Below are 17,955 nucleotides of genomic sequence, written 5' to 3' on the forward strand. Positions count from 1 at the left end.
AAAAATACGATTTCATTTCACTATAGCATAAGAATGCGGGGGACGACGATGCAAAGAGTGATAGCGAGGGCGCAGCTGCTTGCAGATGAAGAAATGAAAGCGCTCGCTTCTGCAGGACGCTTGAAAGAGCAGCTGCTTCCTTGGATTGAGCAGGGCAAATTTATGACAGCTGCTTTATTTAAATGGGAGCGTAATCTTTTCTTATACGTAGAGAGCTTGATGGATGAACCGCCATCGGCCGAGGAGCTCATGCGTGATTTGAGCCGTTACTTGGAGCCATGGCCCGGCCAGGCCGAGAAGCGGTTATGGATTCCGATGATTGATGTTTTTCATTTTAATGCGCCAGCAAGCCCGGAGCATTGGCGGCGCAAGGCAGCGGTGGAGCGGCGTGTCGGGCGCGTGGCGCATTTGAAGCCGGAGATGGTGGCGAGCTACATTTATTATCACTACCAGCTGCAGGAGGAGCACGCATTTCATGGGCCCAAATATGAAATCATCGCGCTGCACGAAAATTTGCTATTCGGCTATCAGGAGTTTCCAGGTGTCGTGGAGGAGCCAGTGCTACCGCGCAAGCTGAAGACAAACGGAACGCCTGCGGACTGGAGCGAATCGCGAATGGATTTGCATTTTCAGCCATGGCCCGATGGTCATTTGTATTTCAAGCCGGTGGAAACTTGGTTTGCTTTGGGTGAATAAGGAACAAACTGACAAAATTCATCATAATTTTATGAAAAATGATCAGTTAGAATTAAGGGAATCTTAAGATAAATCATGTATAGTAAAGGTACAAGCTGTTTAGGCAGCATTCGAAGCCGGGAGGGGACCTGTTATGCGTGAGCCAGTCACTTATTCCGTAGTTATTCCTGTGTATAATGATGAGCAAATGCTTTACGACACCTACAAGCGGCTAAAACGAATTATTCCGCCCATTGGCGAGAATTACGAACTGATTTTTGTTAATGACAACAGCACGGACCGCTCAGCAGATATGCTTCGAGTCTTTTGTGCAGCAGATATTCGGGTACGTGCGATCCATTTCGCCAGCAGCTTCGGCTATGAGGCGGCCGTTGCCGCAGGAGCCGACCATGCCTCGGGCGAACAGAAGATCGTCATGGAGGTATCTGACCGCTTCCGCAGTGTTAGTGCGGGATTGCAAGGGTCTTCTCCGTTTTATGTTGTACGGGCTAAGGAAGGCTTTACCCATTCCCCGCTTTGGGATTTTGCACCGGAGAGTGCCGCATGCTAATGAATAGAACAGCTGGATGGTTTTTCAAATATAAGAATTTATAAGCTTCACATTTATAATGGGCTTATATTCCACCCTCGAAACGGTAGCTTTGCCGTCAGATGACAGCTTCAGCCGTTTACGCTTGTTCGCAAAAAATAACCCCCGCCTTATTAGGTGGGGGTTATTTTTAACTGGAGCGATGCGATTTATGCATATGCGCAAGGTTTGTCCCGATGTGCCCCGTAGAAGGAAGGCTGCTGCGTATCTGTTATTGTTCAATATAAAAGCCGAATGAGTGCAGGTTGTCCGCGTTATTGGTCATGGTTAGCGCTTCCGGCAAATCGATTTTGTCAAAGGCGTTGTAGTAAGGAGTTCCAGCAAGCAGCACAATAGCAATGGCAATAGCGAGCCTGCGAACCAACCGCTCGCTTGGACGGCGATTGAGCTTCGCCTTAGGCAAGGTCACTCTGCTGCTGCGCTCGCCATGAATCATCCAGAGGACGGCGGCGGCGAAGCCAAGCATGGAAAGCGGAATAGTGAGCGGCATCGAATGCAGCGATACAGCGACGGATAAGGTCAGGTAAAAGATCGTCAGCGTACAGAGCGACAACAGCTGGTAGGGCAAAATGAATGCGGGCTCTGAAGCGCGATACAGCATGCGCACCGGCAATGGCTCGCTGGACTTCCGTCCTGTGTTTTTCCGCATTCTGAGCAGCTTCGGCATGCTTCTAATCCACAGCAGCGCTAGCGACAGAGTCAAGATCGGTACACAGATGAGCATGCCCAAATCGTAGTCCGGTGGGAGCTTGACGGCCATGGTGACGACTCCGCCCAATGCGGCTGCTGTTGGGATGGAGAGGATAATTGTCCAAATTAACAAGTTCTTGGCACGCTGGTGCAGCTGCTGCTCGGATTTGCTGTAGAGCAGGGAGGAGGCCTTATTGCCGGCAATCCAGGACAACAGCAGCGCTAGGAATAAACAACCAAGCGTAAGATGAACCAAGGTGATATACAAAATAGCTTACCTCCCAGTATAATAATAACTAGATCTATTTTATCGCCTATGAGCTCCTCGCTATAACAGTCTCTGGTTCAGGTAGTACCTAGACTTTAGACGAGGGAATATCAGGAATGGTTGCTTTATACTACAAGAGTAATCGATTTGAGTCTGGAGGTGAAGAAGCTGCTCGAGCTGCATGATATTATACCGTATTTTTTCTCTGTAAGCATTATCTGCACGTTCGCTTATGCAGCATATTTCACTTTTCATGCTGCAAGCGAGCCGTCCCGCTGGTCGAAGGACAAGGTCCATACGCCAGCACCTGAGCGTATTTTGCCAACTGTTCAACGAGCTCATACCGTTGCACTCTGGCTTGTACGAAAAGTAAAAAGAAAAGAAGCGCCTGATGGTGATCCCACAGATTGCAGCTCTTCGTTTGTAAAGCAACATCCAAACAAACGAGGAGGATATATATGTTATCTAAATATACAATGGAAATGCTTAAAAAATACCGCTTTATCCTTATTATTGGGCTGCTGCTCATCATTAGCGGCTGTGGTTCGCCGAATGGAACGATTGACTCAGCGACACCAGGATTTTTCAATCATTACGTCGTTTTTCCCATCTCTTATTTAATTCAACACATTGCGCAGTTTTTTAACGACAGTTTTGGCATGGCGATTATTGCGATTACGTTGCTTATCCGTCTGGCCCTGCTTCCGCTTATGCTTCGCCAATCCAAGAGCCAGCAGGTAATGAAGCAGAAGATGAGCGTTATGCAGCCGCAGCTGAACCAAATCAAGGAAAAATACAAAAATGACAAATCGCCTGAAGCACAGTCGAAAATGCAGAAGGAAACGATGGCGTTATACGGCGAGCATAAGTTTAATCCGCTTGCCATTGGCTGTCTCCCGATGCTCATTCAACTGCCGATTTTGTCAGGATTGTATTATGCGATCAAAATGACGCCGGAGCTGGCGCAGCATTCCTTTCTCTGGTTCCAACTGGGCGCGCCTGATCACATCCTGCCGTTTCTCGCCGCTGCTATCTATTATGTGCAGTTCCGCGTGTCTCAAATCGGGATTGACCCCGCCCAGCAAAAACAGATGGCGCTGCTTGGTTACATTTCACCGATTATGATGGGCATTTTCTCTTTTACCGCGCCCGCTGCTGTACCTTTGTATTGGGTTGTTGGCGGCGTATTTATGATTTTGCAGACGATGCTTTCCAAGCGGCTTTACCCAATGCCGACAGTGCCGGTCGCTTCGGCAGTTGAGGCCGCGAAGCCAGCGCCAGTGAAAACAAAAAGCAAGAAGCTGCCAGCCAAATCTTAACCCGGATATTGAATAGACGCTCCAGAGGGCTCTCAACCCTCGGGGCGTTTGTTTTTATTTTTTGAAGGCATAAGAAAACGGCGGGCAGAAGATTATAAGCCGAAAATCCTATAAAGCACTTTATTATGATACAATAAGTGTAAGGTTTAGTTTGGCATGCGGACAATGGAATGGAAAAAGGAGGCCTTGCACGATGATTAAGCGTTATCCTGCGAACGAGCGGAACTTTTTTGATATTGGTTGGTTGAGGGGCTCACGCAGCTTCTCATTCGGTGATTATTATGATCCCGATAACGCTCAGTTCGGCGTCATGCGTGTATGCAACGAAGATGAGATTGCGCCGGGCCGCGGCTTTGGAGCGCATCCTCATAGCGACATGGAAATTGTGACCATTGTGTTGAAAGGCCGCCTTAAGCATGAGGATAATTTGGGCAATATGGAGGTTACCTCTGCGGGAGAAATCCAGAGGATGACAGCGGGCTCCGGCATTGTTCATGCGGAGTACAATGATTCAGAAACCGAAGAGGGGCATTTTCTTCAATTGTGGTTTATGCCTCGCGAACGCGGACTGACTCCTTCCTATGAGGTGCACCGGTACGATCAGGAGAAGCTGGTCAATGCTTTTCTGCCGATTGTCACGCCGGAAGGAACGAATGGCACAGCGATGATTCATCAGGACATGTCGATTCATTTGGGTCGCGTTGAGGCAGGGAAGCGTTTGTATTACAGCCAAAAGGCAGGCCGGCGTGTGTTTCTGATGCTGATTGAGGGCGCTGCCGATGTCAACAACCTTGATATGGTGGCGAAGGACAGCCTTCGTGCGGAGTTTGAACCGGAAATTCTGATCAAGGCGAAGGAAGATACATTCGTCATGCTCATTGATATGCCATAAGGACGGAAGTTTCTGCGCGAGGAGGAGAAAGCGATGAAGGAAACGTTATTAATCAAGCATGCGGTTGGAGGAAGAACCTTTATAGATTCCAGCAAGCATGGCGTTCATTATCACATTGAACAGGCTGCTGATTTGTGGGCGTTTACGGTCACAGTGTCGCCGGAGCATGATTTGGCTAACCTGCTTGCGTGGAAGGAAGAACTGAACGTCTTTCTTTTCCAAGAGCATGAGGATAAGCCAACGGTCAAAATTTGGTTCTATGTACAGGAACAATCCGTCAGCTTTCAAGCTAAGGAACGCAAGCTTGCGTTCAAGGCGAAGGCGATGATTGAATATATTCCACACAATTACGGCTACAAGCTGTAAATGCAGGGCCAAGGTGAAACGGCTGTCGCCGTCCTCTGGCGGTAATGCTAACGTTTCGCGGTGAAATATAAGCTAAGTATAAAGAGAAAACTTATACTTTCTTATATTTTAATAAAATCGCTCGCTACTGCATATACATCCTTTATGCGAATGAAGGACAGGGTGCCTTGGCTTGACTTATTCAGGCGTACCGATCAGTTGTACAACGATTCATTGCTTGGGCTCGGGGCGGCTGGTAATAAATTGCGTCCAATTCCTATGTATGGAATTTCGTGAATTATCAAACGCTAGGAGCAGGAACAGGATTATCATGGCAATAGCATGTCCAATTAAAGGAGGCGTTGACGATCTATAGTCGGAAAAAGTTTCAAGAGGAAGTCCCTGAGGTCAGCACGAAAATATGGGCTTGTACGAGTGATGTTTGCAATGGCTGGATGCGTGCAAACTTTTCGTTCGAGCAGTCGCCTACTTGCCTGCAATGTAATTCTCCTATGGAAGAATCCGAGAAGATGCTGCCACAGCTCGTCAACTCCAATGATATAAATCGGGCGAAAAACAGCATGCCCGTTACGGAATAAACCGAATAAATGGTGGATTCAAACAAAGGGCGCCCAATGGGCGCCCTTTGTTTGCGCAAATCGCCAAAGAGAGTCTGCTGCTGTTCTAAATGTTTATGGCGCGTAGAGGGAACGTACGCTAGCTGGAGGCCCGCACAAAAACGACTATCCAGGCAAGTTATCGGATAGTCGTTTTATTTTTGCCACTATTTTTCGATTCATAGAGGGCTTGATCCGCTTCCTGGAAGCTCGTTCCTTTGGATTCGCCAGGGAGATGCTCATGCAGGCCAATGCTGACGGTGACGGAATGATTGTCCATTTCGGCGATTTTGGTCTGAGAGATGGACACCCGAATTTCCTCCACGAGCGCAAGCGCCTTCTCCAGACTCTCTTCATGAAGGATGAGAATAAATTCCTCACCGCCATAACGGGCAGCGAAATCATCGGTTTTCAAGTGCTTCAGCAGCGTCGCCGCCATCTGCTTCAGCGTAATATCGCCAACCCAATGCCCATACGTATCGTTGACATGCTTGAAGTTGTCGATGTCTATAATCGCTAGCTGGAAGTTGAACGGATTAACCTCTTGGTACTCAATGAGCTTTTCCGCATATTCGTGAAACGTTTTATGGTTATAAAGATCGGTAAGCGGGTCGATTTTCGACATCCGATCCATCACGATATTTTTGATCAGCAGCTCCTGCTCGGATTTCAGCGTCCGGTTGAGCGTGACAAGCAAGCCTCTCGCCCGTTGAATAATGGCGAATCCTACTAGCGCTGTCGTAATTAGAATACCCGCGAAGAAGAAGGCATCGAGATCAGTAAATCCTTCATTGTAATAATAAGAAAAATAAATATAAAACAGGTAGAGCATCGAGACGAGCAGCGAAACAAATAAATAATACGGCCGCAAAAATAAAATCGTAATCAGCATCGGAAGCAGCAGCAAGGCGGGTGCCGTTAAAAGCTGTGCATTTAAAAAAAATAAGAAGCTCATCGTAATGAGATGAGCGCCGATAATGAGTGCTTTTTCAATAAAGCGGTTCGCATAGCGGATAATGACTTCAAGGGATACCATGACGACAAGCAGAAATATGTTTTGTAACAGGATGTCATAAGTAAATAGTCGGTTTGTAAAAAAGGTATCTTCCGATGAAGTATTTTGGAGAGCAAATATCGTGTATTGACAGGTAAGCGCCAGTATACATAACACCCAATACACATTGAGCATAATGCGGTACCAGCTTGATGAATCATGGCGGGGTAATGAAGATAGACTGAACATATCTGCCTCTTTTCCAAAATGGTGCCTTTCGTTAGATGGCTAGCTGAATAGCTTCGACAGACCATTCCTGCTATCCTGCAAATTCGACACTTATTCATGCGAAATTTAGAGGTTTCCTGTAGAAAATTGTTTATTGAGGTAAAACGAACCTTGAAAACCCGTAAAATGGGCGTAACTATTTTCAACATAAGGTATTGACAGCATTTACTAGCGATGGTAAAGTGGCAGAAGATTAAACAAATGGAAAGGAGGATTATGTCTCATGCGTAAATTTACTGTACATCTAGGAAAGAAATTTGATTTTGTAAATATGAATTTAATGAGCGTAATCCATCCGTGCGTTAATTCTCTTTGATGAATAAGGGAGCTTTCCCATAAATCAAAGGCGTATGGTTGCGTTCGATGCAGCCGTGCGCCTTTTTCAATGCCTTCGACCCGCTATAGGTCGATGTTGCTTGCGAAGGAAGCGTATCGTGTAACCGATGCGTTTCCTTTTTTTTAAATATAAGCATTTATAAGTATCACTCTTATAATGGGCTTATATTTCATCGCGAAACGGTAGCTTAGCTGCTAGAGGACGACTTCAGCCGTTTACGCTTGTGGGAAAAATAAACGTTTGGATGGATATGGGGAGGTATCAAAGCAGCGCTATGTTTATCGTACTTAAGAAGCTTGGATGGTTTTTCAAAATGGATTGGAAGCGCTACGCGATAGCGGGCGTGCTGCTTATTCTGGTTGGCGTATTGGATATTATTCCGCCTTGGATGACGGGCTATGCCATCGATGGCATTTCGCAAGGCTCACTTGCTGACAAAGAGTTTTATTTGATCATTGGCGGTTGGATTGCCATAACAATTGTAGGTTATATCATGTCCTATATTTGGTTTTATCAATTATTTGGCGGGTCCTTTCTTTTGGAGCGCATTATGCGTTCCCAACTGATGAAGCATTTTATGAAAATGTCGCCGACCTTTTTTGAGCGCAATCGTACTGGCGATTTGATGGCTCGGGCGACGAATGACTTGAAGGCTGTCTCTAACACAGCAGGCTTCGGCATATTGACGCTTATTGACTCGACCTTCTTTATGTTCACCATTCTGGCGGTGATGATTGCGACAATCAGCTTCAAGCTGACGCTTGCTGCACTGCTGCCACTGCCGCTTATGGCGCTGGCGATGAGCTATTTCGGCGGCAAAATCCACCACCGATTCATGGAGGCGCAGGATTCCTTCGGCGAGCTGAATGATCAGGTGCTGGAGGCGGTGTCTGGCGTGCGCGTCATTCGTGCCTTCGTACAGGAGGAAGCGAGCCAGCAGCAGTTCAGCCGCAAGACGGACGAAGTTTATGAGAAAAATATTGCCGTTGCCCGGATCGATGCGCTGTTCGAGCCAACGATGAAAATTCTCATCGGCCTCAGCTATTTAATCGGTCTATGCTACGGCGGCTACATGGTATTCAAAAGTGAAATTACACTGGGTGAGCTGGTTTCGTTCAATATTTACTTGGGGATGCTCATCTGGCCGATGCTTGCGATCGGAGAATTGATCAATGTTATGCAGCGGGGCAATGCTTCGCTTGATCGGGTTAACGAATCACTGAACTACAAACCGGATGTAAAGGATGCTGCAGATCTAGTCGCAGTGGAAGAGCCGGAGACGATTGCATTCCGTAAGGTGACATTCCGCTATCCTTCATCGAAGGTCGATAATTTGGTCAATGTTTCCTTCGCGATACGCAAAGGTCAGACGTTGGGCATTGTTGGCCGCACAGGCAGCGGCAAGACGACGCTGCTCAAGCAGCTTCTGAGGGAATATCCGATTGGCAGCGGAGATATCTCCGTCTCGAATGTGCCCATCGACAAGCTGGAAATTCAGCGCTTGCTCGGCTGGATCGGCTATGTGCCGCAGCAGCCGGTGCTGTTCTCCCGTTCGATTCGCCACAATATCTGGTTTGGGAAGAAGGGCGAGCCAAACGATGCGGATTTGCAGCGTGCGCTGGAGCGTGCTTCCTTTGCCAAGGATATTCAGTATTTGCCAGATGGCTTGGAGACGATGGTCGGTGAGAAGGGAGTTGCCCTTTCAGGCGGGCAGAAGCAGCGTGTAAGTATTGCGCGTGCGCTCATCGCCGATCCGGAAATTCTAATGCTCGATGATGCGCTGTCTGCCGTAGACGGCAAGACGGAGGCGGAAATTATCGAGGGAATCCGCACAGAGCGTGCGGGCAAAACGACGCTTATTACGACGCACCGCTTATCCGCGATTCAGCATGCGAATTGGATTATTGTGCTCGATGAGGGCCGCATTGTGCAGGAGGGCACTCATGAGGAGCTGCTGCAAGCGGGCGGCTGGTACAGGGAGCAATATGACCGCCAGCAGTTGGAGTCGAGCATTGAGTCCTAATAAGCAACGTACGAAAAGTGAAGGAAATGGGGGGCGCTAGGGACAATGGGCTTAACAGGTAAACGATTGTTTCAATACGCCATGCTATATAAGAAGCCGATTATTGGAGCTCTTGTGCTGCTGCTGTTAGCGGTAACCGCAGAGCTTGCGGGACCGTTCATTGCCAAGCGCATGATCGACCAAAACATACTTGGCATTGAGAAGACATGGTATGAGACGGCGAAGCAAGACAGCTTCGCGGTTGAGCATAATGGAAAATGGTACAAACGCGTGGATCACCTGTCGGCCGGAGAGCCGCAGGGCGATAGTGTGCGAATATTGCAGTCGGGAAGAACGTTTTATTGGCTTGAAGGGCAGCTGCCCTTCGAGGATGGAAAACGCAAGGTAGAGGGGGAGCAGATGACCTTTACGAGCAAAGCGACAGGAGAGGTGGCTACTTTTCCTGTAACCGCCTTGTCCGCAAAAGAGCTGTTCGCCTTCTACAAGCCGGAAACACCTGGCATTATTAAGCTTGCGGCGCTTTATTGCGTGCTGCTGCTCATAGGCGGATTTTTGACTTATGGCCAAAGGCTGCTGCTGCAAACGTCAGCGAACAGCATCGTCCGCCGCATGCGTAATGATGTATTCGAGCATACGCAGCGGCTGCCCGTCAATTATTACGATACACTGGCCGCAGGCCAAGTCGTATCGCGCATCACGAATGACACCGAGGCGGTGCGGGAGCTGTATGTTTCGGTATTGGCGAACTTTTTCTCAGCCATCATTTATATGTCGGCGATCTATGTAGCATTGTTCTTGCTCGACTGGCGTCTGGCGCTGTTTGCACTGCCGCTTGTGCCGCTGCTGCTCGTATGGATCAAGGTATATCGCCGTTTCGCGGCGCATTACAATAAGGTGATTCGAGCTAAGCTCAGCGAAATTAACGGCATGATCAATGAGGCCATTCAAGGGATGCCGATCATCCAAGCTTTCCGCCGCCAGAAAGAAATGATGGAGGAGTTTGATGAGCTGAATGATCATTATTTTAAATATCAAAACAAGCTGCTTCATTTAAATTCCATCACCTCGCATAATATGGTTCAGGTCATCCGCAACATTTTGTTTCTTGTTGTCATTTGGATGTTCTGGGGCAATTGGTTCGGCACGGTGCTGCTCGTCGGTACGCTGTATGCTTTTATTGATCTCATGAACAGGATGTTCCAGCCGATCGTCGGCGTGGTGAACCAGCTGTCCAATCTGGAGACCGCACGCGTATCGGCAGAACGCGTCTTCAAGCTGATGGATGAAGAAGGCATTGACGTTGCAACGGGCAAAATCGAGCGCTACAAGGGTGAAGTGCAGTTCAAGGATGTCACCTTCGCCTATAAAAAAGAAGATTATGTGCTCAAGAACATTTCCTTCGTCGCTCGTCAAGGCGAGACGGTAGCACTTGTGGGGCATACCGGTTCTGGCAAAAGCTCGATTCTCAACCTGCTGTTCCGGTTCTATGACTTAAAACAAGGCAGCATCTTAATCGATGGCCATGATGTACGGGATATTCCAAAGCAGCAGCTGCGTCAGCATATGGGCATCGTGCTGCAGGACCCGTTCCTGTTCACGGGAACGATCGCGTCGAACGTCAGCCTAGGCAACCCGGAAATTAGCCGGGAGCGGGTAGAGCAGGCGCTGCGCGATGTAGGCGCCTACGATATGTTTATGCAGTTTCCCGGCGGCATTGATGCGCCGGTTATCGAGAAGGGCAGCACGCTGTCTGCGGGACAGCGCCAGCTGATTTCTTTTGCAAGGGCGCTCGCGTATGACCCAGCGATTCTGATTTTGGATGAAGCGACTGCGAGCATCGATACCGAGACGGAAGCGATTATTCAGAAGGCGCTAGATGTGCTCAAAAAAGGGCGCACAACGTTCGTTATTGCCCATCGCCTATCGACGATTCGCCAGGCCGATCAAATTTTGGTGCTGGATCATGGAGAGATCGTTGAGCGGGGCAATCATGATCAGCTGATGGAGCATAGCGGCAAATACTTCGCGATGTATCAATTGCAGCTGGGAGCGCCTGTAACGGCGTAGAGCTGAAAGCTTTATTTTCAGCAAGAGCAGGGAACGGGATCATATAGGATGCACGGCGGAGCTGATGAGGCTCCGTCTTTTTTTGTTGAAATATAAGCCGATTATAAGTTTTACACTTATAATCGGCTTATATTTCACCCTCGAAACGGTAGCTTTGCCGCCAGAGGACGGCTATAGCCTTCTTCGCTTAGCTTTCTGAATAAATCCTCACGATTTTCAGGTAATATTCAGCTAGGTTTATAACTGGGCTAAGAATGGATGCCTATGATAGGAAATGTAAGGCAAATTCAATTGAAAGGTGGAATACAGTCATGAAGGGTACGAAAACGATCGTCGCAAGCGCAATTGCATTATCGCTGGTGTTAGGCGGAGGTGCGCTGGCCATACCGGCTATCTATGCCGCTTCAACGGATACAAGCACTCAAAGCAGTGCGGAAGGAAGCGGAGCAACGCGCGAGGCAGGCAAGCACAAGGGTGGATTTTTCGGTTTTGGACAGTGGAAAACGCAGCTTGCTGAATATTTAAAGCTTGATGAAGCGACGCTGGATGCGCAGCTCAAAACGCAAACGCTTGCCGAGGTCGCTTCCGCTCAGGGCGTAGACCGCGAGACGCTGAAGGCCAAGCTGGTAGAATGGATTGATGCAGCTGCTGCTGCTCGCCAAGAAAAGCTTCAAAGTGAAAATTCAGACAAGACGCTGGGTGCGACAAAAGCAGACAAGCAATGGGATAGCTCGGCAATAGCTGATAAAATATTGGATTCGAATGGCCAAGCTGGCCTTGGCGGTGAAGGCGGAAAGCATGGCGGCGGCAAAGGCGGATTCGGCAAAGGTGGCTTCGCAAGCGAGGAAACGGCTGCCGTTCTCGGTGTGACAGTCGACGAGCTGAAAACGGAATTGCAGGCTGGCAAATCGCTTGCTGACATCGCGACTGAAAAAGGCGTTGATGTGCAGAAGGTCATCGATCAAAAGGTTAGCGAGGAAAAAGCGCGGCTTGATCAAGCGCTGACAGATGGCAAGCTGACGCAGGAGCAATATGATGCGAAAATTGCTGAGCTGACCGAGCGAGTTACCCAGTTCGTTAACGGCGAGTTCAAGAAGCCGGAAGACGACAAAGCGGGACATCAAGGCAAGCATGGGAAGCGTGATGCGGCAGCTGAATCTACGGATACAGCCGCAACGGCTGATCAATCGGCTTAAGCTGATTGCATAGGGAAATCATAAGGACCAGGAAGAGCATCAGGAGCAAGGGAAAGCATAAATGTAAGATAGAAGAAGCTGCGAGACGGTTATTTTAGCCGCCTCGCGGCTTTTTTGCATTGTGATATTAGGAGATAGAGCGAGCTGTTATAGACCGAGCCTATGCATTTTTTTATAATAGCCGCTTGACGCTTTCGGGCGGTTTTTGATATAGTTCTATCAGTGAACTATTTCATCGTAGAACCATTTAGAGAGAAAGCATAAATGGAAAGGAGGAAGCGGGATGGTGGATCAAAAACTTATGCTGGACATTATTGCACGGTATGAGGCGACCTATTTTGCCGTCAATCGTCAAATAAACAGCTTGTTCCGAGAAGCGATGGCGGAGGGGCTTACGGTCGAGCAATATTCGGTGCTTCGTTATTTGCGCAAGCAGGGAAAGACGAACTCTTCCGAGCTTGCGGATACCTTTTGCGTGGGACGAAGCTCCATTACGGCACTTACGACACGTTTATTCGATAAACAGCTCATTGAACGGCAGCAGGACCCGAAGGACAGGCGGGTTACTTATTTGAAGCTAACGCCAGCGGGCAAGCAGTTGACCGATCAGTCCGAGATAAAAATTCAAGAGATGCTGGCCTTGCATATTCAGCATTTTGATGAGCAGGAAGCACTGCAGTTTATTACTACCTATGAGAAGCTGGCCAAAGTTATGTCTGGCACATACGGGATAGAAGGAGGAGAAACAGAGCAATGAAGATGGTAATCAAGCTAAGATGGGTACTTATGCTGGTATGGCTGCTTGTCACAGTCGGATTAATGGTGAGTGCGCCTAATATGGAAGGACTCGTTCGTGAAAAGGGGCAAGTGTCTGTCCCGCAAGGGTATTCTTCCACGATTGCCGAGAAAATGATCGAGGAGATTGGCGGCAAGGATGCGGGCAACGGCTCTTCTACCGTGCTTGTGTTCCATGATCCGGAGGGCTTGTCCGATGCTGACTTTGCTGCGGCCAAGCAAGGCGTGGAGAAGCTGAAGGCAGGGAAGGAACAGTATCATATCACGTCGGTTACGACACATTTTGATACGGAAGAGCTTAAGAAGCAAATGCTGTCCGAGGATGGCAAGACGCTGCTCGTGCTGGTGAAGGTGGATACCTCTAGCGGTGATTTGTCCGGGATACGAGAGGGGCTTTACAGCGCCGTTTCGGATGTTCCATTGACGCACTACTACACGGGCGGCTGGATTATCGGTGACGATGTCGCAACCAGCGCGCAAGAAGGCTTGAAGAAGACGGAGTTTATAACCGTGGGCTTTATTTTGATTATTTTATTCCTCGTATTCCGTTCGGCTGTAGCGCCGATTGTGCCATTGCTGACGGTGGGCTTTACTTATTTGCTGTCCCAATCCATCGTGGCGTTTCTTGTGGAATATTTTGATTTTCCACTTTCGAATTTTACGCAAATTTTCCTCGTTGCTGTCTTATTCGGGATTGGTACGGATTATTGCATTTTGTTGATCAGCCGCTTTAAGGAAGAGCTGGCGCATCGGGGTGGAGATATCCAGGAATCGATTTTGGCAACCTATAAGACAGCGGGCAAAACGGTTTTGTTTTCTGGTCTTGCGGTATTTGTTGGTTTTGCCTCCATCGGTTTTTCGACCTTCGTGCTGTATCGCTCGGCGGTTGCGGTAGCGATCGGTATTGCGATTTTGCTGCTTGCCTTGTTTACGATCGTTCCGTTCTTTATGTCGGTGCTTGGCGCCAAGCTGTTCTGGCCGTCGAAAGGCTCGCTTGAGCATAAGGAGAGCGGGCTCTGGGGAGCGGTTGGCAGCTTCTCGCTGCGCAAGCCGCTTTGGGCACTGGTTGTCGTTATGGTGCTGACGGTTCCTTTTCTGGTGGCGTACAAAGGCAATGTTTCCTTTAACTCGCTTGATGAAATTGGTGATAAATACGATTCAGTGAAAGCTTTTAACCTCATTTCGGAAAGCTTCGGGCCTGGTGAATCGCTGCCTTCAACGGTTGTAGTGAAAACAGCAGTACCGATGGATACAACGGATGGGCTTGCTGCCATTGAGCAAATTACCCGAGAGCTTTCGAAGGTTGAAGGCGTGGCGCTTGTTCGCAGTGCGACTCGTCCCACTGGTGAAGAGCTTGACGATCTCATGGTATCAGATCAAGTAGGTACGCTGAAGGATGGCCTTGATAAAGGCGAGGAAGGCCTTGGAAAAATAAGCAGCGGGCTTGCTGAAGCCAGCACCAAGCTGAGCGAAAACGAGCCAAAGCTTAATGAAGCAGCGGAAGGCGCAGGCAAGCTTGCTGCGGGAACGAAGGATTTGAAAAGCGGCATTGTACAGCTTGGAGATGGCTTGAAACGCATTCAGCAAGGGCTGAATGATGGCTCTGCTGGAGCAGGTGAGCTTGCTGAAGGCTTGAAGCAGGCGAAAACGAGCGCCGACCAACTGGCAGCAGCCAGCAAAGAGCTGTTGGCAAACTACGAGAAGATGGAAGCGGGCGTCGGCCAGCTATCACAAGCCTACGGCGGCATTGCAGCTGGGCAGCAGCAGCTGGCAGGAGGGCTTGCTGATCTTCACCAAGGCATCACCGGCTTGGGACAGAAGTATCCTGAGCTGACAGCCGATGCTGATTATGCGCAGGTGCTAGGCGCAGCTTCCCAAATGGAGCAGTCAGCGGCCATGCTTAGCGAGCAGCTGACGCAAATGAATGGACAGTTGGGCGGCATTACTGAGGGGCTGAAGCAGGCGAATGCGGGACTTTCCCAAGCGGCAGCTGGTCAAGGCGAGCTTGCAAAGGGCTTGGAGAAGCTGGCACAAGGCATTTCCCAGCTTCAGCAGGGCATTGCTCAGGCAGCGGCCGGTCAAGGGCAAATTGTAACGAAGGTTCCTGACATAACGAAGGGTGCTGACCAGCTGGCAAGCGGGCAATCCGAATTGCAAGCAGGCTTTGCTGATTTGAACGGTCAGCTCAGCGAGTTGACGGACGGACTTGATCAAAGCGTGGATGGCATCACGCAGGTAAGCGACGGTCTCGGGTCGGCGAAGAACTACTTGAGCGAGCTTGGATCCTCGCCAAATAAACAAATGACGGGCTGGTTTATTCCGCAGGAAGCGATTGAGAAGCCGGAATTCCAGCAGGCTCTTGATGTTTATATGTCCGAAGATCGGATGAGCGCTAAATTCGATGTTATTTTTAGCGGCAACCCGTATGATATGGCGACAATGGCGAAAATCGAAGATCTGAATGCCGCAGTTGGCCGCGCACTTCAGGGGACAGCCTATGCGCAGGCTGATTATGCAGTGGGTGGAGTAACCAGCTCCAACCATGATTTGAACAATATTTCTAAAGAGGACTACTCTCGTACGATGATGCTGATGCTGGTCGGCATTACGATTATTTTGATCATCTTGTTCCGCTCCATCGTTATGCCGCTTTATTTGATGGCATCGCTTTTATTGACCTTCTATACGTCAATGGCGATAACAGAAGTGATTTTCGTTCGCTTGCTCGGCAACTCGGGCATCAGCTGGGCGGTTCCGTTCTTCGGTTTCGTTATGCTGGTTGCGCTGGGCATCGACTATAGCATTTTCCTAATGGATCGTTTTCGGGAATATCGCGATCTTTCGCCAACCCAAGCGATTTTGAAAGCGATGAAGAGCATGGGTGGCGTCATTATGTCGGCTGCGATTATTTTGGGAGGTACCTTTGCGGCGATGCTGCCTTCAGGTGTTATGTCCTTGCTGCAAATCGCGACACTCGTATTATGCGGATTGTTCATGTACGCGCTCATCATGCTGCCGCTGTTCATTCCAGTTATGGTGCGCATGTTCGGCAAAGCCAACTACTGGCCGTTTATGAATGAGAGCGAGCACGAGGCTCGTTATTCAACGACGAAGGATATTTCGCATCATTCCTAAGATTAAGAGATGAACCATTCACTAAGCCTTCTTATCCATTGGATAAGGAGGCTTTTTGTGTACTGGCGGCAGAGAAATTACTATTTTGGCAGATGCAGCGGTTGGCTCCTCGTTCAGAATGCGTTCAGAATGCGTTCAGAGGCAATTGGTATAATTAGGGCGATAATAATGGGATTTGATAATATTTGGATTTGGATATGAAAAAGCATAAGGATAAGGAGAGGAAAGCGTGAAGAAGAAGGGATTCATAGGTTTATTGACTGCTATCATAGCAATCCATTTTATATTCGGCGGCTTCATCAGAACTGGAACGGCGCATGCAGCCACCTTGCCCGGTCCGGCACTTGCCCAAATAACAGGACACGATTTTACATACGGGGCATATACCGGGGCTCCTTATTTCATTGGACTTCAGGATGGAGGCACGAAGGAGTATCATGCTTTTGTGCGATTCAACAAAACGGCGAGCGCACCTGCCGGTTACAAGGTTTACTTGCGAATTAAGGTAGGCAACGACCTTGGTGGTGGAGCTGAGGATCTGGCTGTTCGTGGAACGCCTATCGCCAAAGTATGGGCATACAAGACGACGCCCCTTCCAACCAGTGTGGAGAACGCGCATACAGGCTGGCCTAGCATGAGTGATGTGCTTAATACTCCCAGCAAGTACGAACTATTGGATAGTGTGATGAGTGGAGTTGTCGCTGGAAAGCTGCTTTCCTTCGATGTCACGACTTATTTCAATAACGCTTCGAACGGAATGCTAACATTCTTTCTTACAGGCACAGAAAGCTTGAATGGAACCAATGTTGATCGGTATCGGTTTGATGCCGATCCGTATATTGTCTATGAACAAACCGTTGTGAATCAAGCTCCAACCGTGCCAGACTATTCGGAATCGGTAGATGAGGACGAATTCGTAACTGGTAACATTGCTGGCTCCGACAACGACGGCGACATGCTGACCTATTCGGTGTCGCAGCAGGCAGCGAACGGGACGGCAACGGTCGATGCATCAACGGGGTCATGGGAGTATACTCCGAATGCGAATTATCACGGTCAGGACGTATTTAAGGTCTTGGTTAGCGACGGCAAAGGGGGGACGGCGACAAGCACGGTTTCAATCACCGTCGATCCGGTGAATGATCCGCCTGTTACGAGCGACGACACCGCGACAACTAATAAAAATGAGAAGACGACGGGTCAGGTGAGGGCAAGCGACGTGGAAGGTGATGCGCTTTCCTACTCTATTTCGCAGCCGGCAGCTCATGGAACGGCAGCGGTCAATCCGGCGACCGGATTATGGGAATATGACCCGGATGAGGGCTATCACGGTCAAGACGTATTTAAAATCGAGGTTAGTGATGGCAATGGCGGCACAGCAACGAGCACAATAAGTGTAACGGTTGTGAACGTCAATGTGGCTCCGACAACGTCGGACGATACGGCAACGACCGACGAGGATACCAATACGACGGGCCAGGTGATAGCAATGGATGCGGATGGCGACACGCTGACGTATTCGGTGTCGCAGCAGGCAGCCAGCGGAACGGCAACGGTCAATGCGTCAACGGGGGCATGGGAGTATGCTCCAGCTGCGGATTATTATGGCCAAGATGTATTCAAGATCGAGGTTAGCGATGGCAATGGAGGCACGGCGACCAGCACCATTACCGTGACTGTTACACCGGTGAATGATCCGCCTGT

Annotated in this window: 14 protein-coding genes; 12 read left to right on the plus strand and 2 right to left on the minus strand. The window is 49.1% G+C overall.

What is annotated here, in order from left to right:
* The first annotated feature begins 48 nt into the window (after positions 1 to 48).
* Positions 49 to 696 (plus strand): hypothetical protein, encoded by a 648-nt coding sequence (locus tag ABEW34_RS19435; protein WP_430160933.1) that lies wholly within the window; start codon positions 49 to 51, stop codon positions 694 to 696.
* 133 nt (positions 697 to 829) lie between these two features.
* Positions 830 to 1,246, plus strand: coding sequence for a glycosyltransferase (locus ABEW34_RS19440; RefSeq protein WP_430160935.1), 417 nt, complete (start codon positions 830 to 832; stop codon positions 1,244 to 1,246).
* A gap of 250 nt (positions 1,247 to 1,496) precedes the next feature.
* On the opposite strand, the gene ABEW34_RS19445 is transcribed toward ABEW34_RS19440, so the two are convergent.
* Positions 1,497 to 2,243, minus strand: coding sequence for a hypothetical protein (locus ABEW34_RS19445; protein WP_430160936.1), 747 nt, complete (start codon positions 2,241 to 2,243; stop codon positions 1,497 to 1,499).
* A gap of 458 nt (positions 2,244 to 2,701) precedes the next feature.
* On the opposite strand from ABEW34_RS19445, the gene yidC reads away from it, so the two are divergent.
* The 4 genes from yidC (at position 2,702) to ABEW34_RS19465 (ending at position 5,398) form a co-directional block, all read left to right on the plus strand.
* The gene (gene yidC, locus ABEW34_RS19450) at positions 2,702 to 3,562 is read left to right on the plus strand and encodes a membrane protein insertase YidC (RefSeq protein ID WP_430160938.1); all 861 of its coding nucleotides are present in this window, start codon (positions 2,702 to 2,704) and stop codon (positions 3,560 to 3,562) included.
* A gap of 193 nt (positions 3,563 to 3,755) precedes the next feature.
* Positions 3,756 to 4,454, plus strand: coding sequence for a pirin family protein (locus tag ABEW34_RS19455; RefSeq protein WP_099518096.1), 699 nt, complete (start codon positions 3,756 to 3,758; stop codon positions 4,452 to 4,454).
* Between the two features lie 33 nt (positions 4,455 to 4,487).
* On the plus strand, positions 4,488 to 4,820 hold the full coding sequence (locus ABEW34_RS19460) for a hypothetical protein (RefSeq protein ID WP_430160940.1): 333 nt from the start codon (positions 4,488 to 4,490) through the stop codon (positions 4,818 to 4,820).
* Positions 4,821 to 5,161: 341 nt separating this feature from the next.
* Positions 5,162 to 5,398, plus strand: a complete 237-nt coding sequence (locus tag ABEW34_RS19465) for a cold-shock protein (RefSeq protein WP_430160942.1) — start codon at positions 5,162 to 5,164, stop codon at positions 5,396 to 5,398.
* Between the two features lie 157 nt (positions 5,399 to 5,555).
* On the opposite strand, the gene ABEW34_RS19470 is transcribed toward ABEW34_RS19465, so the two are convergent.
* Entirely contained in the window at positions 5,556 to 6,659 is a 1,104-nt protein-coding gene (locus ABEW34_RS19470; protein ID WP_430160943.1) for a diguanylate cyclase, read from the minus strand.
* Between the two features lie 650 nt (positions 6,660 to 7,309).
* Between ABEW34_RS19470 and ABEW34_RS19475 the strand changes: the two genes are divergently transcribed.
* The 6 genes from ABEW34_RS19475 to ABEW34_RS19500 all read left to right on the plus strand — a co-directional run.
* On the plus strand, positions 7,310 to 9,058 hold the full coding sequence (locus ABEW34_RS19475) for an ABC transporter ATP-binding protein (RefSeq protein ID WP_430160971.1): 1,749 nt from the start codon (positions 7,310 to 7,312) through the stop codon (positions 9,056 to 9,058).
* A gap of 45 nt (positions 9,059 to 9,103) precedes the next feature.
* Entirely contained in the window at positions 9,104 to 11,125 is a 2,022-nt protein-coding gene (locus tag ABEW34_RS19480) for an ABC transporter ATP-binding protein (protein WP_430160945.1), read from the plus strand.
* Between the two features lie 311 nt (positions 11,126 to 11,436).
* On the plus strand, positions 11,437 to 12,321 hold the full coding sequence (locus ABEW34_RS19485; RefSeq protein ID WP_430160947.1) for a hypothetical protein: 885 nt from the start codon (positions 11,437 to 11,439) through the stop codon (positions 12,319 to 12,321).
* A gap of 283 nt (positions 12,322 to 12,604) precedes the next feature.
* Positions 12,605 to 13,078, plus strand: a complete 474-nt coding sequence (locus ABEW34_RS19490) for a MarR family winged helix-turn-helix transcriptional regulator (protein ID WP_430160949.1) — start codon at positions 12,605 to 12,607, stop codon at positions 13,076 to 13,078.
* A complete protein-coding gene (locus ABEW34_RS19495) occupies positions 13,075 to 16,251 on the plus strand; it encodes an MMPL family transporter (protein WP_430160950.1) in 3,177 nt (1,058 codons plus the stop codon). Before ABEW34_RS19490 ends, ABEW34_RS19495 begins: the two co-directional genes overlap by 4 nt.
* A gap of 229 nt (positions 16,252 to 16,480) precedes the next feature.
* The coding region (locus ABEW34_RS19500) for an Ig-like domain-containing protein (RefSeq protein WP_430160951.1) at positions 16,481 to 17,955 on the plus strand (1,475 nt) is incomplete at its 3' end.

The sequence above is a fragment of the Paenibacillus algorifonticola genome (genome assembly GCF_050481745.1).
Lineage (GTDB): Bacteria > Bacillota > Bacilli > Paenibacillales > Paenibacillaceae > Pristimantibacillus > Pristimantibacillus algorifonticola_A.

Coding starts and splice junctions, on each gene's coding strand:
- ABEW34_RS19435 (WP_430160933.1), top strand. CDS start 49: ATGCAAAGAGTGATAGCGAGGGCGCAGCTGCTTGCAGATGAAGAAATG.
- ABEW34_RS19440 (WP_430160935.1), top strand. CDS start 830: ATGCGTGAGCCAGTCACTTATTCCGTAGTTATTCCTGTGTATAATGAT.
- yidC (WP_430160938.1), top strand. CDS start 2,702: ATGTTATCTAAATATACAATGGAAATGCTTAAAAAATACCGCTTTATC.
- ABEW34_RS19455 (WP_099518096.1), top strand. CDS start 3,756: ATGATTAAGCGTTATCCTGCGAACGAGCGGAACTTTTTTGATATTGGT.
- ABEW34_RS19460 (WP_430160940.1), top strand. CDS start 4,488: ATGAAGGAAACGTTATTAATCAAGCATGCGGTTGGAGGAAGAACCTTT.
- ABEW34_RS19470 (WP_430160943.1), bottom strand. CDS start 6,659: ATGTTCAGTCTATCTTCATTACCCCGCCATGATTCATCAAGCTGGTAC.
- ABEW34_RS19475 (WP_430160971.1), top strand. CDS start 7,310: ATGTTTATCGTACTTAAGAAGCTTGGATGGTTTTTCAAAATGGATTGG.
- ABEW34_RS19480 (WP_430160945.1), top strand. CDS start 9,104: ATGGGCTTAACAGGTAAACGATTGTTTCAATACGCCATGCTATATAAG.
- ABEW34_RS19485 (WP_430160947.1), top strand. CDS start 11,437: ATGAAGGGTACGAAAACGATCGTCGCAAGCGCAATTGCATTATCGCTG.
- ABEW34_RS19490 (WP_430160949.1), top strand. CDS start 12,605: ATGGTGGATCAAAAACTTATGCTGGACATTATTGCACGGTATGAGGCG.
- ABEW34_RS19495 (WP_430160950.1), top strand. CDS start 13,075: ATGAAGATGGTAATCAAGCTAAGATGGGTACTTATGCTGGTATGGCTG.